Origin of the sequence: Idiomarina sp. UBA3162, assembly GCF_002364475.1 — a bacterium.
In the GTDB taxonomy this organism is placed as follows: domain Bacteria; phylum Pseudomonadota; class Gammaproteobacteria; order Enterobacterales; family Alteromonadaceae; genus Idiomarina.
Window position 1 is genome coordinate 83,367 of record NZ_DEYI01000046.1, and the last position, 16,317, is coordinate 99,683.

At 47.2% G+C, this 16,317-nt stretch carries 18 protein-coding genes; 6 read left to right on the forward strand and 12 right to left on the reverse strand.

What is annotated here, in order from left to right:
• Window positions 1–4: 4 nt before the first annotated feature.
• Window positions 5–262: a DUF3630 family protein gene (locus B2X00_RS05450; protein WP_290486440.1), complete on the reverse strand. Its 258-nt coding sequence runs from the start codon at window positions 260–262 to the stop codon at window positions 5–7.
• Window positions 255–2,096: a DNA helicase RecQ gene (gene recQ / locus B2X00_RS05455; protein WP_290486441.1), complete on the reverse strand. Its 1,842-nt coding sequence runs from the start codon at window positions 2,094–2,096 to the stop codon at window positions 255–257. Before recQ ends, B2X00_RS05450 begins: the two co-directional genes overlap by 8 nt.
• Window positions 2,097–2,180: 84 nt before the next feature.
• Between recQ and B2X00_RS05460 the strand changes: the two genes are divergently transcribed.
• A complete protein-coding gene (locus B2X00_RS05460; RefSeq protein WP_006954664.1) occupies window positions 2,181–2,636 on the forward strand; it encodes a thioesterase family protein in 456 nt (151 codons plus the stop codon).
• Between the two features lie 15 nt (window positions 2,637–2,651).
• Window positions 2,652–3,581, forward strand: a complete 930-nt coding sequence (rarD, locus tag B2X00_RS05465; RefSeq protein ID WP_290486442.1) for an EamA family transporter RarD — start codon at window positions 2,652–2,654, stop codon at window positions 3,579–3,581.
• Here rarD and B2X00_RS05470 read toward each other — a convergent pair.
• The 8 genes from B2X00_RS05470 to lptM form a co-directional block, all read right to left on the reverse strand.
• A complete protein-coding gene (locus B2X00_RS05470) occupies window positions 3,574–3,996 on the reverse strand; it encodes an OsmC family protein (RefSeq protein ID WP_290486443.1) in 423 nt (140 codons plus the stop codon). The two genes, rarD and B2X00_RS05470, sit on opposite strands and share 8 nt — an antisense overlap.
• A 62-nt stretch (window positions 3,997–4,058) precedes the next feature.
• On the reverse strand, window positions 4,059–6,233 hold the full coding sequence (gene uvrD / locus B2X00_RS05475; RefSeq protein ID WP_290486444.1) for a DNA helicase II: 2,175 nt from the start codon (window positions 6,231–6,233) through the stop codon (window positions 4,059–4,061).
• A gap of 69 nt (window positions 6,234–6,302) precedes the next feature.
• Window positions 6,303–7,010: an HAD-IA family hydrolase gene (locus tag B2X00_RS05480; RefSeq protein ID WP_290486445.1), complete on the reverse strand. Its 708-nt coding sequence runs from the start codon at window positions 7,008–7,010 to the stop codon at window positions 6,303–6,305.
• The gene (locus B2X00_RS05485; RefSeq protein ID WP_290486446.1) at window positions 7,010–7,915 is read right to left on the reverse strand and encodes a tyrosine recombinase XerC; all 906 of its coding nucleotides are present in this window, start codon (window positions 7,913–7,915) and stop codon (window positions 7,010–7,012) included. The genes B2X00_RS05480 and B2X00_RS05485 overlap by 1 nt, the downstream gene beginning before the upstream one ends.
• Window positions 7,902–8,597, reverse strand: a complete 696-nt coding sequence (locus B2X00_RS05490) for a DUF484 family protein (RefSeq protein ID WP_290486447.1) — start codon at window positions 8,595–8,597, stop codon at window positions 7,902–7,904. The genes B2X00_RS05485 and B2X00_RS05490 overlap by 14 nt, the downstream gene beginning before the upstream one ends.
• Window positions 8,594–9,421 carry a diaminopimelate epimerase gene (gene dapF / locus B2X00_RS05495; protein WP_290486448.1) on the reverse strand — a complete coding sequence of 276 codons (828 nt, stop codon included), beginning with the start codon at window positions 9,419–9,421 and terminating at the stop codon, window positions 8,594–8,596. Before dapF ends, B2X00_RS05490 begins: the two co-directional genes overlap by 4 nt.
• A gap of 4 nt (window positions 9,422–9,425) precedes the next feature.
• Complete coding sequence (gene lysA / locus B2X00_RS05500; RefSeq protein ID WP_290486449.1) at window positions 9,426–10,679, reverse strand: diaminopimelate decarboxylase; 1,254 nt, start codon at window positions 10,677–10,679, stop codon at window positions 9,426–9,428.
• Window positions 10,660–10,842 (reverse strand): LPS translocon maturation chaperone LptM, encoded by a 183-nt coding sequence (lptM, locus tag B2X00_RS05505; protein ID WP_290486450.1) that lies wholly within the window; start codon window positions 10,840–10,842, stop codon window positions 10,660–10,662. The genes lysA and lptM overlap by 20 nt, the downstream gene beginning before the upstream one ends.
• Window positions 10,843–10,931: 89 nt before the next feature.
• Here lptM and hemC point away from each other — a divergent pair, with 89 nt between their 5' ends.
• From hemC to B2X00_RS05525, 4 genes are read left to right on the forward strand one after another with little or no spacing between them, the layout of a single operon-like run.
• A complete protein-coding gene (hemC, locus tag B2X00_RS05510; protein ID WP_290486451.1) occupies window positions 10,932–11,864 on the forward strand; it encodes a hydroxymethylbilane synthase in 933 nt (310 codons plus the stop codon).
• Complete coding sequence (locus B2X00_RS05515) at window positions 11,848–12,573, forward strand: uroporphyrinogen-III synthase (RefSeq protein WP_290486452.1); 726 nt, start codon at window positions 11,848–11,850, stop codon at window positions 12,571–12,573. Before hemC ends, B2X00_RS05515 begins: the two co-directional genes overlap by 17 nt.
• Window positions 12,566–13,717 (forward strand): uroporphyrinogen-III C-methyltransferase, encoded by a 1,152-nt coding sequence (locus B2X00_RS05520; protein WP_290486453.1) that lies wholly within the window; start codon window positions 12,566–12,568, stop codon window positions 13,715–13,717. Before B2X00_RS05515 ends, B2X00_RS05520 begins: the two co-directional genes overlap by 8 nt.
• Entirely contained in the window at window positions 13,714–14,889 is a 1,176-nt protein-coding gene (locus B2X00_RS05525; protein WP_290486454.1) for a heme biosynthesis HemY N-terminal domain-containing protein, read from the forward strand. The genes B2X00_RS05520 and B2X00_RS05525 overlap by 4 nt, the downstream gene beginning before the upstream one ends.
• Here the strand turns inward: B2X00_RS05525 and B2X00_RS05530 are convergent, their stop codons facing one another.
• Together B2X00_RS05530 and B2X00_RS05535 are read right to left on the reverse strand one after the other, a co-directional pair.
• Complete coding sequence (locus tag B2X00_RS05530; RefSeq protein WP_006954690.1) at window positions 14,890–15,471, reverse strand: YceI family protein; 582 nt, start codon at window positions 15,469–15,471, stop codon at window positions 14,890–14,892.
• A 14-nt stretch (window positions 15,472–15,485) separates the two neighbouring features.
• Window positions 15,486–16,022 carry a cytochrome b gene (locus B2X00_RS05535; RefSeq protein WP_290486455.1) on the reverse strand — a complete coding sequence of 179 codons (537 nt, stop codon included), beginning with the start codon at window positions 16,020–16,022 and terminating at the stop codon, window positions 15,486–15,488.
• Between the last annotated feature and the right edge of the window lie 295 nt (window positions 16,023–16,317).

Below are 16,317 nucleotides of genomic sequence, written 5' to 3' on the forward strand. Positions count from 1 at the left end.
GATGTTATAAATCCCTTATTCGTTCCTCGACCCATTGCTCTGTTCCCTCAAGTGGCAATAACCACGCCGCCTCGCACAACGACGAATAATGTAATAGCCAATGTTTTCCTAATATTGCGAGGCGCCAGCTCCATAAATCTGCACTGCACTCGTGCTCTTTAACAGTGGCATCAATTACCGTGGTCACATCAACTAACCAAGCATTAATTTCTTTGTCCGTATCATTGTCAGGCAATTTGGTTAGTATGATAACTTCATCCATCGAGCACATCCTTCTCAGAGCTTAGCGTCAGAAACGCCTCGATCTCATCGATAAACGCCTCGCCATAACGCTCTAATTTCACCTGTCCAACACCACTTATCATCAGCATTTCCGGTGCTGATGTTGGATATTTCTGACACATTTCTACCAAACTATTGTCGTTGAATACAACAAAAGGTGGCACACTCTCTCGATCAGCTATGTCTTTTCGTAATTTACGTAAGCGCCTAAACAATACTTTGTTGTAGTCACCACGATCAGTGATTTTACTTTGGCTAGAAGTTAAGTTGAGTCGAGGCTTTGCCAACTCTAAAGTATTCTCACCGCGCAGTATGGGACGCGCTTCCTCGGTTAATTGTAGAGCCGCATGACGACGAATGTCTTGGACTAGAAAGCCGCGATGAATCAACTGCCGTAAAATCGAATACCAATATTCGTGAGTTTGCTCACGCCCGAGACCATAAGTGCTTAATTCATGATGATGATGCTCAAGTACCTTTTGATTCTTTGAGCCACGTAATACTTCGACTACATGAGAAATACCAAACTGCTGCCCAACACGATAAACACAACTCAAGGCTTTTTGCGCGTCCTCAAGCGCATCAAAGCGTGTAGGTGGGTCAAGACACAAGTCACAGTTACCACATTCTTTTTCCGAGAACTCATTGAAGTAATTAAGCAGGACTAAACGTCGACAAGTTTGAGCTTCTGCCATCGCTTGCATTGCAGAAAACTTTTGACGTTCGACGATACTTCGATGCTCATTATCATGTTCATCTAGAATGCGTCGTATCCATTGTGCATCACTTGGGTCGTACAATAGTAACGCTTCCGCCGGCAAACCGTCCCGACCGGCTCGGCCGGTTTCCTGATAATAGGACTCAATGCTACGCGGGATATCAAAGTGTATGACATAGCGGATGTTGGGTTTATTAATACCCATACCAAACGCCACCGTTGCAACCACTACATCTAAGTCATCGCGCAGAAACTGCCTCAACGTCGTCTCTTTAAGTTCGCTCGCCAGGCCCGCGTGATAGGGGGCTGCTCTAACACCCGCATCTTGCAAACTTTCAGCAATATCCTCAGTTTTCTTTCGGCTACCACAGTAAATGATACCCGCCGCGCCTTTTTGTTTGCGTACGTAGTCTTTAACTTGTTTAAAAGGCTTATATTTATCCTGTACTACATAGCGAATGTTAGGTCGGTCGAAGGAGCTACGGTGACAGTATGGCTGTCTCAGCCCTAACCGCTCGATGATGTCTTGTTGCGTTGCCGCATCGGCTGTAGCGGTTAGCGCCATAAACGGAACATGGGGAAGAACATCTCGTAAGCGTCCCAATTGACCATATTCTGGACGAAAGTCATGGCCCCACTGGCTAATACAATGCGCTTCATCTATCGCGATAAACCGGGGTTGATACGCCTGTAATCGCTCAATAAAGGCGCTCTGCAAGGCTCGCTCTGGACTGACATACAGTAAAGATACTTCGTCGTTTTGTAAGCGTCTTAAAACACTTAATGCGTGCTCAGAAGAGAGGCCTGAATGCAGTGCCTCAGCAGCAACCCCCATCGCTTGAAGCGCTTCCACCTGATCTTGCATCAACGACAGCAAAGGTGAAATAACCACGGTCAGTCCAGGCTCGTGCACAGCCGGTAGCTGATAGCAGAGCGATTTACCACCCCCCGTTGGCATCAGTACTAAGGTATCTCGACCCGAGAGCAAGTGTTCGATAACCGCCTCTTGGCCAGATCGGAACTCGGTGTAACCAAATACCTTGGCGAGCGTCTGCTGCAAGCTAGATGTTGTCGGCTGAGCTTCACTTAACGTCATAATAAAATCGGCTAGCTGTTATTGACTTAATGATTCGCATCACTCTATTGTAAGCGTCCTAGTCTCTTTGCACCATGATAAATAATGAATACCCAAGAAATTCTCACACGCGTATCTGCTTTTATGAACGAACAAGTACCTTTTCAAAAGTTACTTGGCTTTGAAATTACCGAGTTCACCCCCGAGCGCGGCCAAGTGAAGTTTCGTTGGCAAGATCCACTCATGGGTAATGTTCCACAACGTATGTTACACGGCGGTGTAACCGCAACCGCTCTTGATACCGCCGGAGGATTGGTCGCCATCGCTGGCATGATTGAACGTTTACAGGAGCCTTCAGAGCATTACCTGATGGAACGTTTGAGTCGTTGTGGCACGATTGATCTTCGTGTCGACTACCTGCGTCCCGGTCGGGGTAAAGAATTTATTGCAAATGCATCGATAATCCGTTCTGGCAACAAGGTTGCCGTAGCACGAATGGAACTTCATAATGAAGATGGTACGCATATCGCCTTTGGTACAGGCACTTATCTCGTCGGATAATCACTAGGTAACATCATGACCGAAGATGCTGTTCGAGCGCGTCAGGGCGTTTTCTTCGCACTGGCCGCCTATTCATTTTGGGGTTTCGCGCCCATCTATTTTAAATCAGTCCAACAGGTGCCGGCGTTCGAAATTCTGGCACATCGAATTATTTGGGCGTTTATATTAGTTTTTATTCTCATCGTAGGCTTAAAACGACTCCATCGCTTGAAGCCGATTATCCGTTCACCAAAAATGATGTTTCGTCTCACCGTTGCCACCTGTCTATTAGGAGGTAACTGGTTTCTATTTATATGGGCCGTCAATGCCAACCATATGTTAGATGCGAGCTTGGGCTACTATATTAATCCACTACTCAATGTCGCCATTGGCATGGCTTTCTTCCAAGAGAAGATGAGGCGGTTACAGCTATTTGCCATTGGGTTAGCCATTGTTGGTGTGGGAATACAAGTCGTAACATTTGGCTCAGTCCCTTGGGTAGCGCTGGCTTTAGCGAGCAGTTTTGCGATTTATGGGGCGATAAGAAAGCGTCTGCCTGTAGATTCGATTTCGGGCCTGTGGTTAGAGACGACATTGCTTGTGCCGGTAATGCTGGGATATTTACTGTTTTTCGCAGATTCAACCAGTGCTGATATGACCGCGAATTCATGGCAACTTAACTTGTTGCTGATGGCCGCAGGATTAGTTACGACAATACCGCTCCTTTGCTTTACGGCTGCTGCGCAACGCATCCGTTATGCAACGCTCGGTTTCTTCCAATATATCGCGCCAAGCCTGATGTTTATTCTTGCCGTGAATTTATATGACGAGCCATTAGCGGAGAGCAAGCTCATTACTTTTGTGATCATATGGAGTGCGTTGGCGCTATATACCTTCGACTCGGTGATACAGCGCCAGCGAAACCGCCGTCTGAAAAAGTCAGCGGTGCAGGAACCGATTAGTTGAGCGTAGCTTCCATCGTAATTTCTGCATTGAGAAGTTTGCTGATAGGACAGCCCTTCTTGGCTTCTTCAGCGAGCTTCTCAAACTCGTCCTGCCCGATACCTTCAATGTCGGCTTGCACCGTTAAGTGGATTTTATCGACCTTAAAACCGCCGTCGGCTTCAACTAAACTCACTTCAGCTTTTGCATCAATCGAGTTAGGCTCATAACCGGCTTCGCCGAGCATCAGCGAAAAAGCCATGGCGTAGCAGCCTGAATGGGCAGCACCTATCAACTCTTCTGGATTAGTACCTTTGCCTGATTCAAAACGACTTTTGAACGAATACTGCGTTTCATCCAAGGTGCCACTTTGAGTTGATACAACACCTGAACCTTCTTTAATACTTCCTTTCCAAACTGCGTTTGCACTGCGTTTCATAACGACTTCCTCATTAATGAGAGTGTATTATGGATTACGCGTATAACGCGTATGTCGATCAACTAACTGATAGATGGTTCAAGTTTGGCATAGGCGACGACAAGCCACTTAGTGCCGACTTGGTCGAAGTTAATTTGGATACGACTCTGCGGGCCTGTGCCTTCATAATTAAGCACGGTTCCATCACCAAACTTCGCATGACGCACGCGCTGTCCCAATGAAAACCCAGTTTGCTCAAAGGCCTCATGACTTGCACCGGTATTGAAGCGTCCATAGCTTGTTGGCTTTTGCACCTGAGTTTGCAAGCGCACTTCATGCAGTGCATCTGCCGGCATTTCGCTAATAAAACGGCTCACTTTGTGGAAAAAGTCTTGTCCATAAATACGCCGCTGTTCGGCGTATGTGATAACTAACTTTTGCATCGCTCGTGTCATACCGACATAGCACAACCGACGTTCTTCCTCTAAGCGACCCGGCTCATCCATCGACTGTTGCGAAGGAAATACGCCTTCCTCAACGCCAGTCATAAAGACCATCGGAAATTCGAGCCCTTTCGCACTGTGTAGCGTCATCAGCTGAACCGCATCTTGGTATTCATCGGCTTGCTCTTCGCCGGCTTCCAATGCGGCATGCGCTAGAAAGGCATTAAGTGGTGTAAGGTCTTCTTCAGTCTCGTCTTGAGTAAAGTTTTCGCAGGCACTGACCAACTCTTTTAAGTTTTCAACACGTGTCTCTGCTTTCTCACCTTTTTCGGCCTCGTACATTGCTAATAAGCCAGAGCGCGAGATCACTTCATTGCTTAAACGACCCAAAGTGAAGTCTTCCGTTTCATCGTCAGTGGTATTGATAAGTTCAATAAAGCTCGCCACTGCATTTCGCGCTCGACCCGCCAGTTGCTTTTCATCTACAAGCTGGATAGCCGCCTGCCAGAGAGACTTCTTCTGCTCTCGAGCCGTCTGCCGAATAATGTCTAAAGTACGATTGCCAATACCGCGCGTCGGTGTATTAATGACGCGCTCAATCGCCGCATCATCATCACGGTTACTAACTAAACGTAAATAGGCGAGTGCATCTTTGATTTCTTGCCGTTCGAAGAATCGCAAGCCACCATAAATTCGATAAGGGAGACGCGCATGCAGCAGCGCTTCCTCCAGCACGCGTGACTGCGCATTGCTGCGATACAGCAGCGCGACATCTTGCAGAGCACCACCTTGATCGCGCCATTCCTCAATACGACCCACGATATAGCGCGCCTCGTCCATTTCATTAAACGCAGCATAGAGGCTAATAGGCTCGCCCTCATTACCCTCTGTCCAAAGATCTTTGCCAAGCCTGTCTGAATTATTTGCTATCACTGAATTCGCGGCACGCAATATATTTCCGGTCGAACGATAATTCTGCTCGAGGCGAATCGTCATCGCTGTAGGGTAATCGTCTAAAAACTGCTGAATATTTTCGACGCGAGCCCCACGCCATCCATAAATTGACTGGTCATCATCACCGACAATGGTGACGATATTATCTTGCCCAGAAAGCAAACGAATCCATGCATACTGGATCGAGTTAGTATCTTGAAACTCGTCTACGAGGATATGACGGAAGCGTTTTTGGTAATGCTCGCGCACGGTTTTGTTATCACGCAATAGCTCGTGCGCACGCAAAAGCAGCTCAGCAAAATCAACTAAACCGGCACGGTCACAGCTTTCCTGATACGCCTCATAAATCTGTTTCAAGGTTTGCTCGGTGGGATCAAAGGTTTCAATATGTTGTGCCCTTAAACCTTCGTCTTTTTTACCATTGATGTACCATTGTGCTTGCTTGGCGGGCCAGCGCTTTTCATCCAAATTCATTGACTTAATTAAGCGCTTAACTAAACGCTGCTGATCGTCGCTATCCAATATTTGGAAGTTTTGTGGTAGGCCTACATCCATATAGTGTGCGCGCAACAAGCGATGAGCCAGACCGTGGAACGTGCCTATCCACATATTTCTAACCGATGAACCCAAGAGTTGCTCGACGCGACCTCGCATTTCCGAGGCGGCCTTATTAGTGAAGGTTACGGCTAAAATACTGTAAGGAGAATAACGACGTTCTTGAATGAGCCAAGCAATTCGATGCACCAAAACCCGAGTTTTACCACTCCCGGCGCCAGCCAATACCAGCATAGGCCGATCATCAGCGCTTACCGCCGTGGCTTGCTTCTCATTTAAACCGGAAATTAACGGGTGCGTGCTCATGCATGACTCCTTGGCTAACTGAATGAGGCTCAGTGTAATGATCCAATACTGTATAAGCAACCAGTTATCTTACAGGAGTAACGCGCTAAGCTCCTGTAACTCATCGATGGTCACCGTTGGCAATACTCGCAACTGGTGCGAACGCCCTAAGCCACTGGTTAGCCAAACACTTTGCATTCCCGCGCGGTGAGCGCCAAAAACATCTGACTGTGGCGAATCACCGACGTGCAGAATAGCCTCGGGGGCACAATTCATTGCCTGCTTTACGTACTCGAACATGTCGGTATTGGGTTTACCACGGAAGTCATGCGTCGGTTGTAACGCAAGTTTAAAGTAGTGCCCGATTCCCACACGCTTAACATCGGCATTGCCATTACTTACAGCCACTAAGCGATAGCGCGATGCCAGCCGATCGAGCAAGTCATGAACGTCTTCACTGACACTAAAGTCGCTACGAAAAGCGAGGAACGCATCCATAATCTCATCAGTTATCGTTTCCGCATCATCGATCTCAAGTTCACGAAACCCCTGTAGCAAGGTGGCACGACGTAGCGCAGTCATATTGTCAGCTAGGTCATCATCGCGCTGCATTAAATCTAACCGGCGCTGCCGCCAGTGTTCAATATCCCACTCACGCGTCGCGGGAACACGTTCAGTAATAAGCGAATGGGTGCGCTCCTCAGTACGTTTAATAATCGGAACGTTGTCGTACAAAGTGTCATCTAAATCGAAACTAATGACTTTTGGCAGATGAAAGCGTCGATGGAAACGTATCATTAAGACTTCTTACCCTTAGTTGCACGTGGATGAGCCGAGTCGTAAACTTCTGCTAAACGTTTAAAGTCTAAATGTGTATAGACTTGTGTGGTCGACAAGTTTGCGTGGCCAAGTAGTTCTTGTACGGCCCTTAGGTCGCCACTGGATTCCAACATATGTGAAGCAAAAGAGTGACGCAGTTTGTGTGGATGTAAATTACCCACCACCCCTTGCTGTTTTCCCCAATAATTGAGCCGTTGCTGTACGGTACGTTGACTTATGCGTTGATTACGCTGACTTATAAATAATGCAACTTCTGGGCGCGTAGCCAACCACGTAGCGCGCACTTTTAACCAGCGTTGAATGGCTTTGATGGCGACCTTACCCACGGGCACAATCCGTGTCTTACTTCCTTTACCCACAACGCGTAATTGCCCATAGCGGAGGTCGATACTATCCATATCCAAACTCACTAACTCAGCTAAACGCAAACCACTCGAATATAATAGTTCCATCATCGCCGAGTCTCGGATCGCTATCTCGTCATCAAGAGGTAATTCTAAAAGGTGGGAGATACTGTCGACATCGAGATTTTTAGGCAACCTTTTAGGAATTTTAGGTGCTTTCAAGCCACTCAGAGGGTCATCGCTTAGATGTTGGTAATCGAGCATATACTGCACGAAGGTGCGCCACGCTGACAGCTTAAGGGCAATAGAGCGTTCACCTAAGCCTTCGCGACGCCAACCTACTAGCAGACGTTCAAATACGGGGCGCGTCAATTGTTCTGTCGCCTCGATACCTTGTCGTTCGAGGAGTTCAATATCAATCCCGGTCAGACGATTATAGTTTTTAATCGTCAGTTGAGCTAACCCGCGCTCACCCTCGAGTTGTTGTAACCACCGCTGTTGAATGTCACGCAGCTTCATTTTCTACGAGTAAACGTGGCAATAGTGCGCTTAGCAAAGCTTGCAATTGATTAATTAACAACGGATCCATCGCTGGCTCAAAATGGTCAGCCTGACCACTGCCTACCGCAAACATCCCCACTTCACCTTGTTCACCCAGCGACATCAGCGCCACCGAATGCACCGCCTCATCTTGAAACAGTAGTCTCCGTTCTTGTTCAGTCAATCGCCCAAGATAAATGGGGCTGTCGTCAAAGCGTTTGCTTAACAGCTGGCGGTGAGTATCGGCTGCAAACACCAGCTGATCACTGACTTCTATTGGACTGTCGAATAGTTTAAGCGTTAACGCCGACAAGCCTAAATCTTCTTCAAATGTATTTCGTAAGGCATCGATAGCCTGTTGTAGCGTACGGCACTTCAATAGTCGCACATATAATTCGCTATATGCTTTGAAAATCGCCTCGTTACGGCGTGCATTAATCATTAACTCAGTAATTTCCTCTTCGAGTTGATTAACACGTTCACGTAGCTTTTGCTGCTGTCGCTCAACTAAAGATACCGTGCCTTTACGTTCGTGTGAGACCGTTAAACTATTGAGCAAATCATCGTGTCGCTCAAAGAAATCCGGATTCTCTTCCAAATAGGCGCGGATCAGCGAGTCATCAATGACAGGCGTATCGAGCGCTTGTTTGTTATTGTTCATATCACCATTTGTCCATCAAAAATAAGTGTTGCAGGCCCTGTCATTTTTACCGCCTGACCCGCTTGCCAACGAATCATTAAGTCGCCACCGGGCAGAGAGACTTTGACTTGACGATCGAGCTTATCCTGCTGCATACCGATGACCGCTGCCGCGCAAGCACCGCTACCACAGGCTTGAGTTTCGCCAACGCCCCGCTCAAACACTCGCAAATTGACGTGTTGACGCGAGACAATCTGCATAAAGCCCACATTGACGCTTTCAGGGAAGCGTTCATGCTGAGCAATTTTTTCGCCTAAAGACGCGACCGGCGCGGTATTTACATCATCAGTTTCGATAACGCAGTGTGGATTTCCAAGCCCCATTACACCACACAACACAGTCTCATTGGCGACTCTCAATACATAAGTATGCTCGGGCTTCTGAGCTTTAAAAGGGACACTGGCTGGCTCAAACATGGGCTCACCCATTTCGACGGTTACTTGACCATCCTTTTCTATATGCAACACCATAGTGCCGGCTTTGGTACTCACTTTTAGGTGGTTTTTATTTGATAAACCCTTCGCTTTAACAAATTTTGCAAAGCATCGCGCTCCATTACCGCATTGTGCGACCTCGCTTCCATCCGCGTTAAAAATGCGATAGTGAAAATCGAGGTCAGGATCATAGGGCGGCTCGACTAATAAGAGCTGATCAAAGCCAATACCACGGTTTCTGTCTGCCCACTGCTTAATTTGCTCAGGGTTCACATAGAAGTTCTGTGTGACGTTATCAATCACAACAAAATCATTACCTAATCCGTGCATTTTAGAGAACTGCAGTAACATCGTTCTACTCCTCAGCGATAAGCCGCTCACCGCGGATCAGATCATCAAACGTTTCACGCTCACGAATTAACCATACTTGATCGTCTTCTACCAGTACTTCTGCTGGGCGCATGCGTGTATTGTAGTTTGAGGCCATGGTAAATCCATAAGCGCCTGCATGGTTAACCGCAATCAGGTCGCCCGCTTGCACATTGAGGTGTCGCGCATGGCCTAAAAAACATCCTGTTTCACATACCGGACCCACAACATCCACAATGGCATCGGCAACACTATTGCTCTCATTAACAGGTAGAATATCGTGCCATGCCTGATAAAGCGAAGGACGCATCAGATCGTTCATACCCGCATCAACCAACACAAACCGTTTATCATCCGACTGTTTGGTGTACTCAACTTGGCTGAGCAAAACACCTGCGTCGGCAACAACGGCACGTCCAGGCTCCAACATTAACGTGAGTTGAGGGTAGTCTTTCGCCAGTTCAATGACACTCTCAAGGTAGCCTTGCACGTCCAATGTTTGTTTACCTTGATAGTCGATACCAAAACCGCCACCTAAGTCGAGGTGAGAAAGCTCAATCGCTTCGTCTCTCAAGCGCTCTAATAATCGAAACATGCGCTTTGCAGCATCCAAAAATGGCGCGTCGGTCATAATTTGTGAACCGATATGACAGTCTGCGCCTAATAGTTCGATATGGTTAAGCGTATGAGCTCTACGAAACACCGCCATCGCGTCATCCATCGGGATGCCAAACTTATTAGCTTTTAGGCCCGTTGAAATATAGGGATGTGTTTTCGCATCGACATCGGGATTAACGCGCAACGACACTGGTGCGCGCGTTTTCAGCGCTTGCGCAACTTGCTCTATACGTTCGAGCTCTGCTGCAGACTCAACGTTAAAACACCCAATACCTTGTTCTAATGCAAACCGAATCTCTGCTTCTGACTTGGCCACGCCCGAAAACACCACGTGCTCAGCTTTCCCGCCTGCTGCAAGCACGCGCTTCAGCTCACCGCCCGAAACAATATCGAACCAAGCTCCTTGCTTGACCAGCAGTTGTAAGATAGCCAAGTTACTATTTGCTTTCACCGCGTAGCACAACTTATGTTGGCTCGGCCAAAAGGCACGAAACTTTTCCCAGTTCGCAAGAATCTGACTTTTCGAGTAAATATAAAGTGGCGTACCGAATCGCTCGGCTAAGGTTGGCAGAGCGACAGATTCGATATGAAGTTGTGCTGCTTTATAACTTAACTGACTCATCGGCATTACTTGGTTGTTGTGGTTGCTGTGGCTGCTGTTCGTTTTTCTCTGGCATAGGCGCTGGTTGTAGAGGTCCTTTTTGACCGCAGGCCGCAAGCGCGCATACACTGGTCAAAATGACGCAGAGTTGAATCAATGGCTTGGTTACATTTCGCTTAAACATCGCTAAACTATATCTTTATATTGAGTATGCTTGTGGCGCCTATCATCGCACCACCAAAGCGAAATGTCATTAAGTAGTAAGGGGTAGACATGTCAAAGACGGTCAGAATTGCCACGCGAAAAAGTAAACTCGCCATGTGGCAAGCAGAACATATACAAGCGCGTTTAGCATCGCTCTATCCAGAGCTCACGATTGAGCTTGTACCGATGTCCACACGCGGTGATATTATCCTTGATACGCCATTAGCTAAAATCGGTGGCAAAGGCCTATTCGTAAAAGAGCTTGAAGCTGCGATGTTAGAGGGTAGGGCCGACCTCGCCGTACATTCGATGAAAGACTTGCCCGTTGAGTTTCCACCAGGGTTAGAACTTCATACCATCTGCGAAAGTGAAGATCCGCGCGATGCTTTTGTTTCTAATCAGTACCAATCATTGAATGAATTACCAGAAGGCGCTGTTGTTGGCACCTGCAGCCTGCGCCGTCGTTGTCAGGTTAAAGAGCGTTTCCCACATCTCGTAATCAAAGATTTACGCGGCAATGTCCAAACGCGCTTGCGCAAACTCGATGAAGGGCAATTTGACGCGATTATTTTAGCGGCTTCAGGTCTTATTCGATTAGAACTCGGCGAACGTATTACTTCCTTTATCCCGGTTGAAGATTCCTTGCCCGCAAATGGTCAAGGTGTATTGGGTATTGAGGTACGTAGCGATGATGACAAGATAAAAACGCTACTCGAGCCACTTCAGTGCTCTACCACGCGCTATCGCGTATTAGCCGAGCGTGCGATGAACCGCCGACTACAAGGCGGTTGCCAAGTACCTATAGGCGCGTTTGCTGTGGTCGATGGTGAACATCTCAGTTTACGAGGGCTAGTCGGTGACCCAGACGGCGTCGAGGTGATTCGAGAGCAAATTGAAGGGCCTATCGAACAAGCCGAAGCGTTAGGTATCGAACTCGCCGAGAAGCTTCTCGCACGGGGTGCAGGTAAAATTTTGAAGGCGGTGTATGACCAGCACGACTAGGGCGCTGATATTACAACCCGATGATTCACGACAGCGTGTTATTGATGCGCTGTCTCGCTCTTCTATTGAATTTACCCAACACAGTTTTATCGACATTGAACCCATTTCGGTAAAACCGAAAACCTTTAATGACTATGACGGTGTTATTTGGATTAGTAAGAACGCAGTGAGGTTTGCTGCTCAGTCAGGCTTTAGCTTTCATCCAGCAACATCGATGTTTGCAGTGGGTCCGACGACTGCTCGGCTGGCCGCTAATACGTTCGGGACCTCGACACGTTGTCCCACCTTTAAACATGACAGCGAGTCGTTACTGGGCTTGCCTGAACTGCTAGACGTTGATAATCAACACTGGTTGATTATCAAGGGTGAGAAGGGCCGCGATTTGCTATTTGATACATTGCGAGCTCGCGGTGCTAAAGTCGATAGTATTGATGTATACCGACGAGTAAAACGCGTATTAAATGACGATAGACAAGTGACGCAGTGGATGAATACGGTTAATCTAATTGTAGTGACAAGTGCTGAACAGTTAGGTTACTTTTTATCCAGCTTGCCGCGCGAAGCCGGGAGCTGGTTGTCTCGCTGTGATTGGATTGTACCTAGTGAACGATTAAGAGACTTAATACCTTTTGTTGCAGCAGATACCATTACTGTGACTGGCAGTGCAACTGAGAGCAAGATGATTGAGGCGATTATAAAACATGGATAAAGATAACAACGAAGCTCAAGAAACTGCAAAGCAAATACATGACGCTGAACAGACCACTTCATTAAATTCGGATGATTCGTCGGGTCACGCGCGTTCGCGGTTCAAAGGTATCCTTTATATTATCGTACTGCTTGCTCTAGTAGCTTTCGCCGCTTGGATTTACTTTAAACAACCCTATAAACAGCTACCATTTTGGTCGGAGTCATCACCAACGACTCAGGCTCAAGAGCCAACCATTGAATATGCTCAGCAAGCGACAATGCAGCGAGCACAAAAGCAGCTTGAGCAGCTACAAGCTGAGCTCCAGCAGGCAAAACAGCAAATTCAGCAGAACTCAGATAATCGCTCAGTCGATCAGCTAGAGCAACGTATTCAGCAGCTAGAGATCAAGCTGAACCAACAACAGCAAACCTTACAACAATTAGCTAATCAACTACCTCAACAACAGGCAGAACGAATACGCGAGTGGCGTTTGTTTGAGGTTAAACAAACCTTATCGGCGGCAGCTCGTTCGGCCATTTTTAATGCCGATGCGCAAACCGCTATTCAACTGCTTGATGTAGCGAGTCAGCAGTTAGCAGGCATTGAGTCATCCGGTGCCTTACAAATTCGTCAGGCGATTGAAGAAGACAAGCAAGCCCTTTTGGAATACCAACAAAGCGATGCAACCCAATGGGTGGTTGAACTTGCCGCTTTAAAACGCCAAGCGCTCTCGCTATCGAATAAAACACCAACCGATGACTTCTCAATTGAAAGTGAGCAAGCAACCGAACCAACTAACTGGCGTGAGCATCTCGCATACAATTGGCACGCCTTTATGGATAACTTTTTCCGTATTGAAAAGTCGTCGGCGCCTATAGAACCCGTTATATCTAACGAAACCATCACGCTAAAACAACAACAACTCGATCTCATTCTGAGCGTTGCAGAGAATGCGGCATTAAAAGGTCAAGTTGAACTAGCCAAAACCAAGCTGAACGAAGCGAGCGCATTAATTAGCGATATAAAAGCTGCTAGTCCTGCGCAACAACGCGTACTGAACAAGCTAGCGCAGTTAGAAGATGGTATTCAACAAGCAGCGGAGCTGCCAGAGGTGTCATCTCTTTCTGTGGCAGCGAGTCAGTTAGGAGGGCGTTTACAATGAGATGGTGGGTGTACGTCCTAGTCGTTTTAATTGCGGGCGCTATTTTAGGGCCTATCTCTGCTGGCAACGCTGGTTATCTGTTAATTAATTTTGCTGGCTACACAATAGAAAGCACGGTTATTGGCTTGGTTGTTTTCTTGGTAATCGCGATATTGGCATTGAGCCTAGTCATTGCTGCTATTAAGGCGTTACTAGGTAAAACGCGTGCAGGTGGGCAATGGTTCTCGCGACGAAAAGCTCGCAAACTAAAGCAACGCGAAAAGCGCGCGCTCCTCGCGATGTTAAAACACGATTATACTTCGGCATTAGTCGACTTTGAGCTGCTTTATAAGCAGCAGCGCTCGGAAAATTTGGCGGCTTTATTAGCCTTCACTGCAAACAAAGCCGGTGAGCCTGGCAAAGCAAAATACTGGCTCGATACAGCAGGTTCAGACTTCGAGCCCGCAAGCGAATTTCTGGCCGTACATAGCGCAGTTCAGCGCAACGATGATCATCAAGGGCTAACGATTCAACAAGTTGAAACCCAACTCGACCGAGGCGAATTCCCACCACATCTTTGGACACAGGCGATTGAGCTTTATAAAGGGGAAAAGCGCCTAGATGATTTACAGCCACACCTCAATCAAATCCGTGAGAAATCACAACTAACACAAGTTGATTTTGACCAGTTGGTATTATCAGTCTATCTGCAACACTTTATCCGTATTGCGCGTAATGATGCCAAGGCATTATTTAAAGACTGGAAGAGCCTTAGCCGAACACAACGTAGCACCCCGGCTATCCGTTTAGCCTATGCTAAAGCGCTGAACTACTATGGCCAACATAGTGCATGTACTAAGGTCGTCAAAAATGGTTTAGAACGTGGTGAGCTTAACTTAAACGATTGTGTTAACGAGCATGTGCTAGTTGGCACCGATCCCAACATCATCGATTGGGTTCAGTCTCATTTGAAGCGGAAGCCTAACGACAGTCAATATATCCGCGCACTTGCTGTGCTAGCGTTGGGTAACAAAGACTATTCGCTGGCCCAGCGGGCGTTAAAGAAACTGAGCGATTTGAATGCGTGTAATAAGGACGATTACATCCGGATGGGTGACGCATACGCTGCGTTAGGCGATAACCGCTTAGCGGCTAATGCTTATAAGCAAGCACTAACCGCTAAAGCAAGTTAATTACTGACGGACACCTTCGATAGAAAGGTACAATTCAACCTCTTTGGCTTCAGGGCCTAAGTTGTAATCAATGTTGTAGTCGGCCAACGTAAGGTCGACTTCACCTTCGAAACCGCGGCGGAAACCACCCCAAGGATCTTCACCGGCACCAACCTGTTCTACTTCGATAGCAATTTCCTTGGTTACACCATTCAGCGTAAAGTTGCCGTACAGCGTACCTTCATTTTCATCATCACTATCAGGCACGTAACGTGTGCTGACAAAGCTCGCTTCAGGATATTCTCCCGTGTTTAAAAAGTCGTCGCTACGGAGGTGTTTGTCGCGTTCCGCGTGGTTGGTATCCACACTTGCCGTGTCGATTGTCACTTCGACCGAGGCATTGCCCGGATTTGCCTCGTCGTAACTAAATTTGCCTTCAAAGTCATTAAAGCGACCTAGCAACCAGCTATAACCTAAGTGTTTGATCTTGAACTGAATGAAGGCGTGTTGACCCTCAGTATCAATCACATAGTCGTCTGCTACTGCGGGAGCCGCTAATACGCTGCCTACAATGGCAGATAATGCTAATAGTTGTGTTTTCATAGCTTAGTTTCCTCTTAAGGTTTTATCATTCGAATAAGTGTTGAGCGTTTATCAATAAAATGATGCTTTAATGCCATAACGCCATGACCTAGCGCTAGGATCACTAATACGTAAGCAGCATATTCGTGAATAGTTCCTGCCAATGTGGCTTGTTGCTCTATCTGAAACGGCAACGCGGGTACGTCAAACCAACCAAAAAAACTGATAGGTTTACCTTCGCCGGTCGAGATTAGATAACCGCTAAAAACAACCGCGAGTAGACTGATGTAGAGTAGTAAGTGACCGAATTTCGCAGCTTTTTTCTCAAATGCAGAACCATCGATTGTCGGGGTGCCTTTTATAAGCCGCCAAACAACTCTAAAAAGAGTAATGAAGAGTACCAACAAACCGAGGGACTTATGCCACCAAGGTGCTGTTGTGTACCAATTAGAATAATAGGTGAGGTCTACCATCCACCAACCGAGTGCGAACAGCCCAAATACAAGCAGGGCACTCATCCAGTGAATGATGATCATGAGGGCATCATAACCTTTCGACCCTGTTTCTTTCATATTTCCTCACTATTTCGCTACTGTGCCATTGCACGATACATAGATAATAGTATGAATATATAGAAATAAAAGCAGCGAATTTAGGATATAACGTTCGATTTACTTGTAGCGTGCGCATTCTGCGCACTGGGCGATGTGGATTGTCGCGCACAATGCGCGACGTACGTGGCGCCGTCGTAGCGTGCGCCTTGGGCGCACGGGGCGGTGTCGATGGTCGCGCAGGATGCGCGACGTACTCCGGCGAGCAGGCATAAAAAAACCCCAGCCAATCGGCTGGGGTCATTCTATTTGAAGT

Coding starts and splice junctions, on each gene's coding strand:
- B2X00_RS05450 (WP_290486440.1), bottom strand. CDS start 262: ATGGATGAAGTTATCATACTAACCAAATTGCCTGACAATGATACGGAC.
- uvrD (WP_290486444.1), bottom strand. CDS start 6,233: ATGAGCACGCACCCGTTAATTTCCGGTTTAAATGAGAAGCAAGCCACG.
- B2X00_RS05460 (WP_006954664.1), top strand. CDS start 2,181: ATGAATACCCAAGAAATTCTCACACGCGTATCTGCTTTTATGAACGAA.
- recQ (WP_290486441.1), bottom strand. CDS start 2,096: ATGACGTTAAGTGAAGCTCAGCCGACAACATCTAGCTTGCAGCAGACG.
- rarD (WP_290486442.1), top strand. CDS start 2,652: ATGACCGAAGATGCTGTTCGAGCGCGTCAGGGCGTTTTCTTCGCACTG.
- B2X00_RS05535 (WP_290486455.1), bottom strand. CDS start 16,022: ATGAAAGAAACAGGGTCGAAAGGTTATGATGCCCTCATGATCATCATT.
- B2X00_RS05530 (WP_006954690.1), bottom strand. CDS start 15,471: ATGAAAACACAACTATTAGCATTATCTGCCATTGTAGGCAGCGTATTA.
- lysA (WP_290486449.1), bottom strand. CDS start 10,679: ATGAGTCAGTTAAGTTATAAAGCAGCACAACTTCATATCGAATCTGTC.
- B2X00_RS05470 (WP_290486443.1), bottom strand. CDS start 3,996: ATGAAACGCAGTGCAAACGCAGTTTGGAAAGGAAGTATTAAAGAAGGT.
- B2X00_RS05525 (WP_290486454.1), top strand. CDS start 13,714: ATGAGATGGTGGGTGTACGTCCTAGTCGTTTTAATTGCGGGCGCTATT.
- hemC (WP_290486451.1), top strand. CDS start 10,932: ATGTCAAAGACGGTCAGAATTGCCACGCGAAAAAGTAAACTCGCCATG.
- B2X00_RS05490 (WP_290486447.1), bottom strand. CDS start 8,597: ATGAACAATAACAAACAAGCGCTCGATACGCCTGTCATTGATGACTCG.
- lptM (WP_290486450.1), bottom strand. CDS start 10,842: ATGTTTAAGCGAAATGTAACCAAGCCATTGATTCAACTCTGCGTCATT.
- dapF (WP_290486448.1), bottom strand. CDS start 9,421: ATGTTACTGCAGTTCTCTAAAATGCACGGATTAGGTAATGATTTTGTT.
- B2X00_RS05480 (WP_290486445.1), bottom strand. CDS start 7,010: ATGATACGTTTCCATCGACGCTTTCATCTGCCAAAAGTCATTAGTTTC.
- B2X00_RS05520 (WP_290486453.1), top strand. CDS start 12,566: ATGGATAAAGATAACAACGAAGCTCAAGAAACTGCAAAGCAAATACAT.
- B2X00_RS05515 (WP_290486452.1), top strand. CDS start 11,848: ATGACCAGCACGACTAGGGCGCTGATATTACAACCCGATGATTCACGA.
- B2X00_RS05485 (WP_290486446.1), bottom strand. CDS start 7,915: ATGAAGCTGCGTGACATTCAACAGCGGTGGTTACAACAACTCGAGGGT.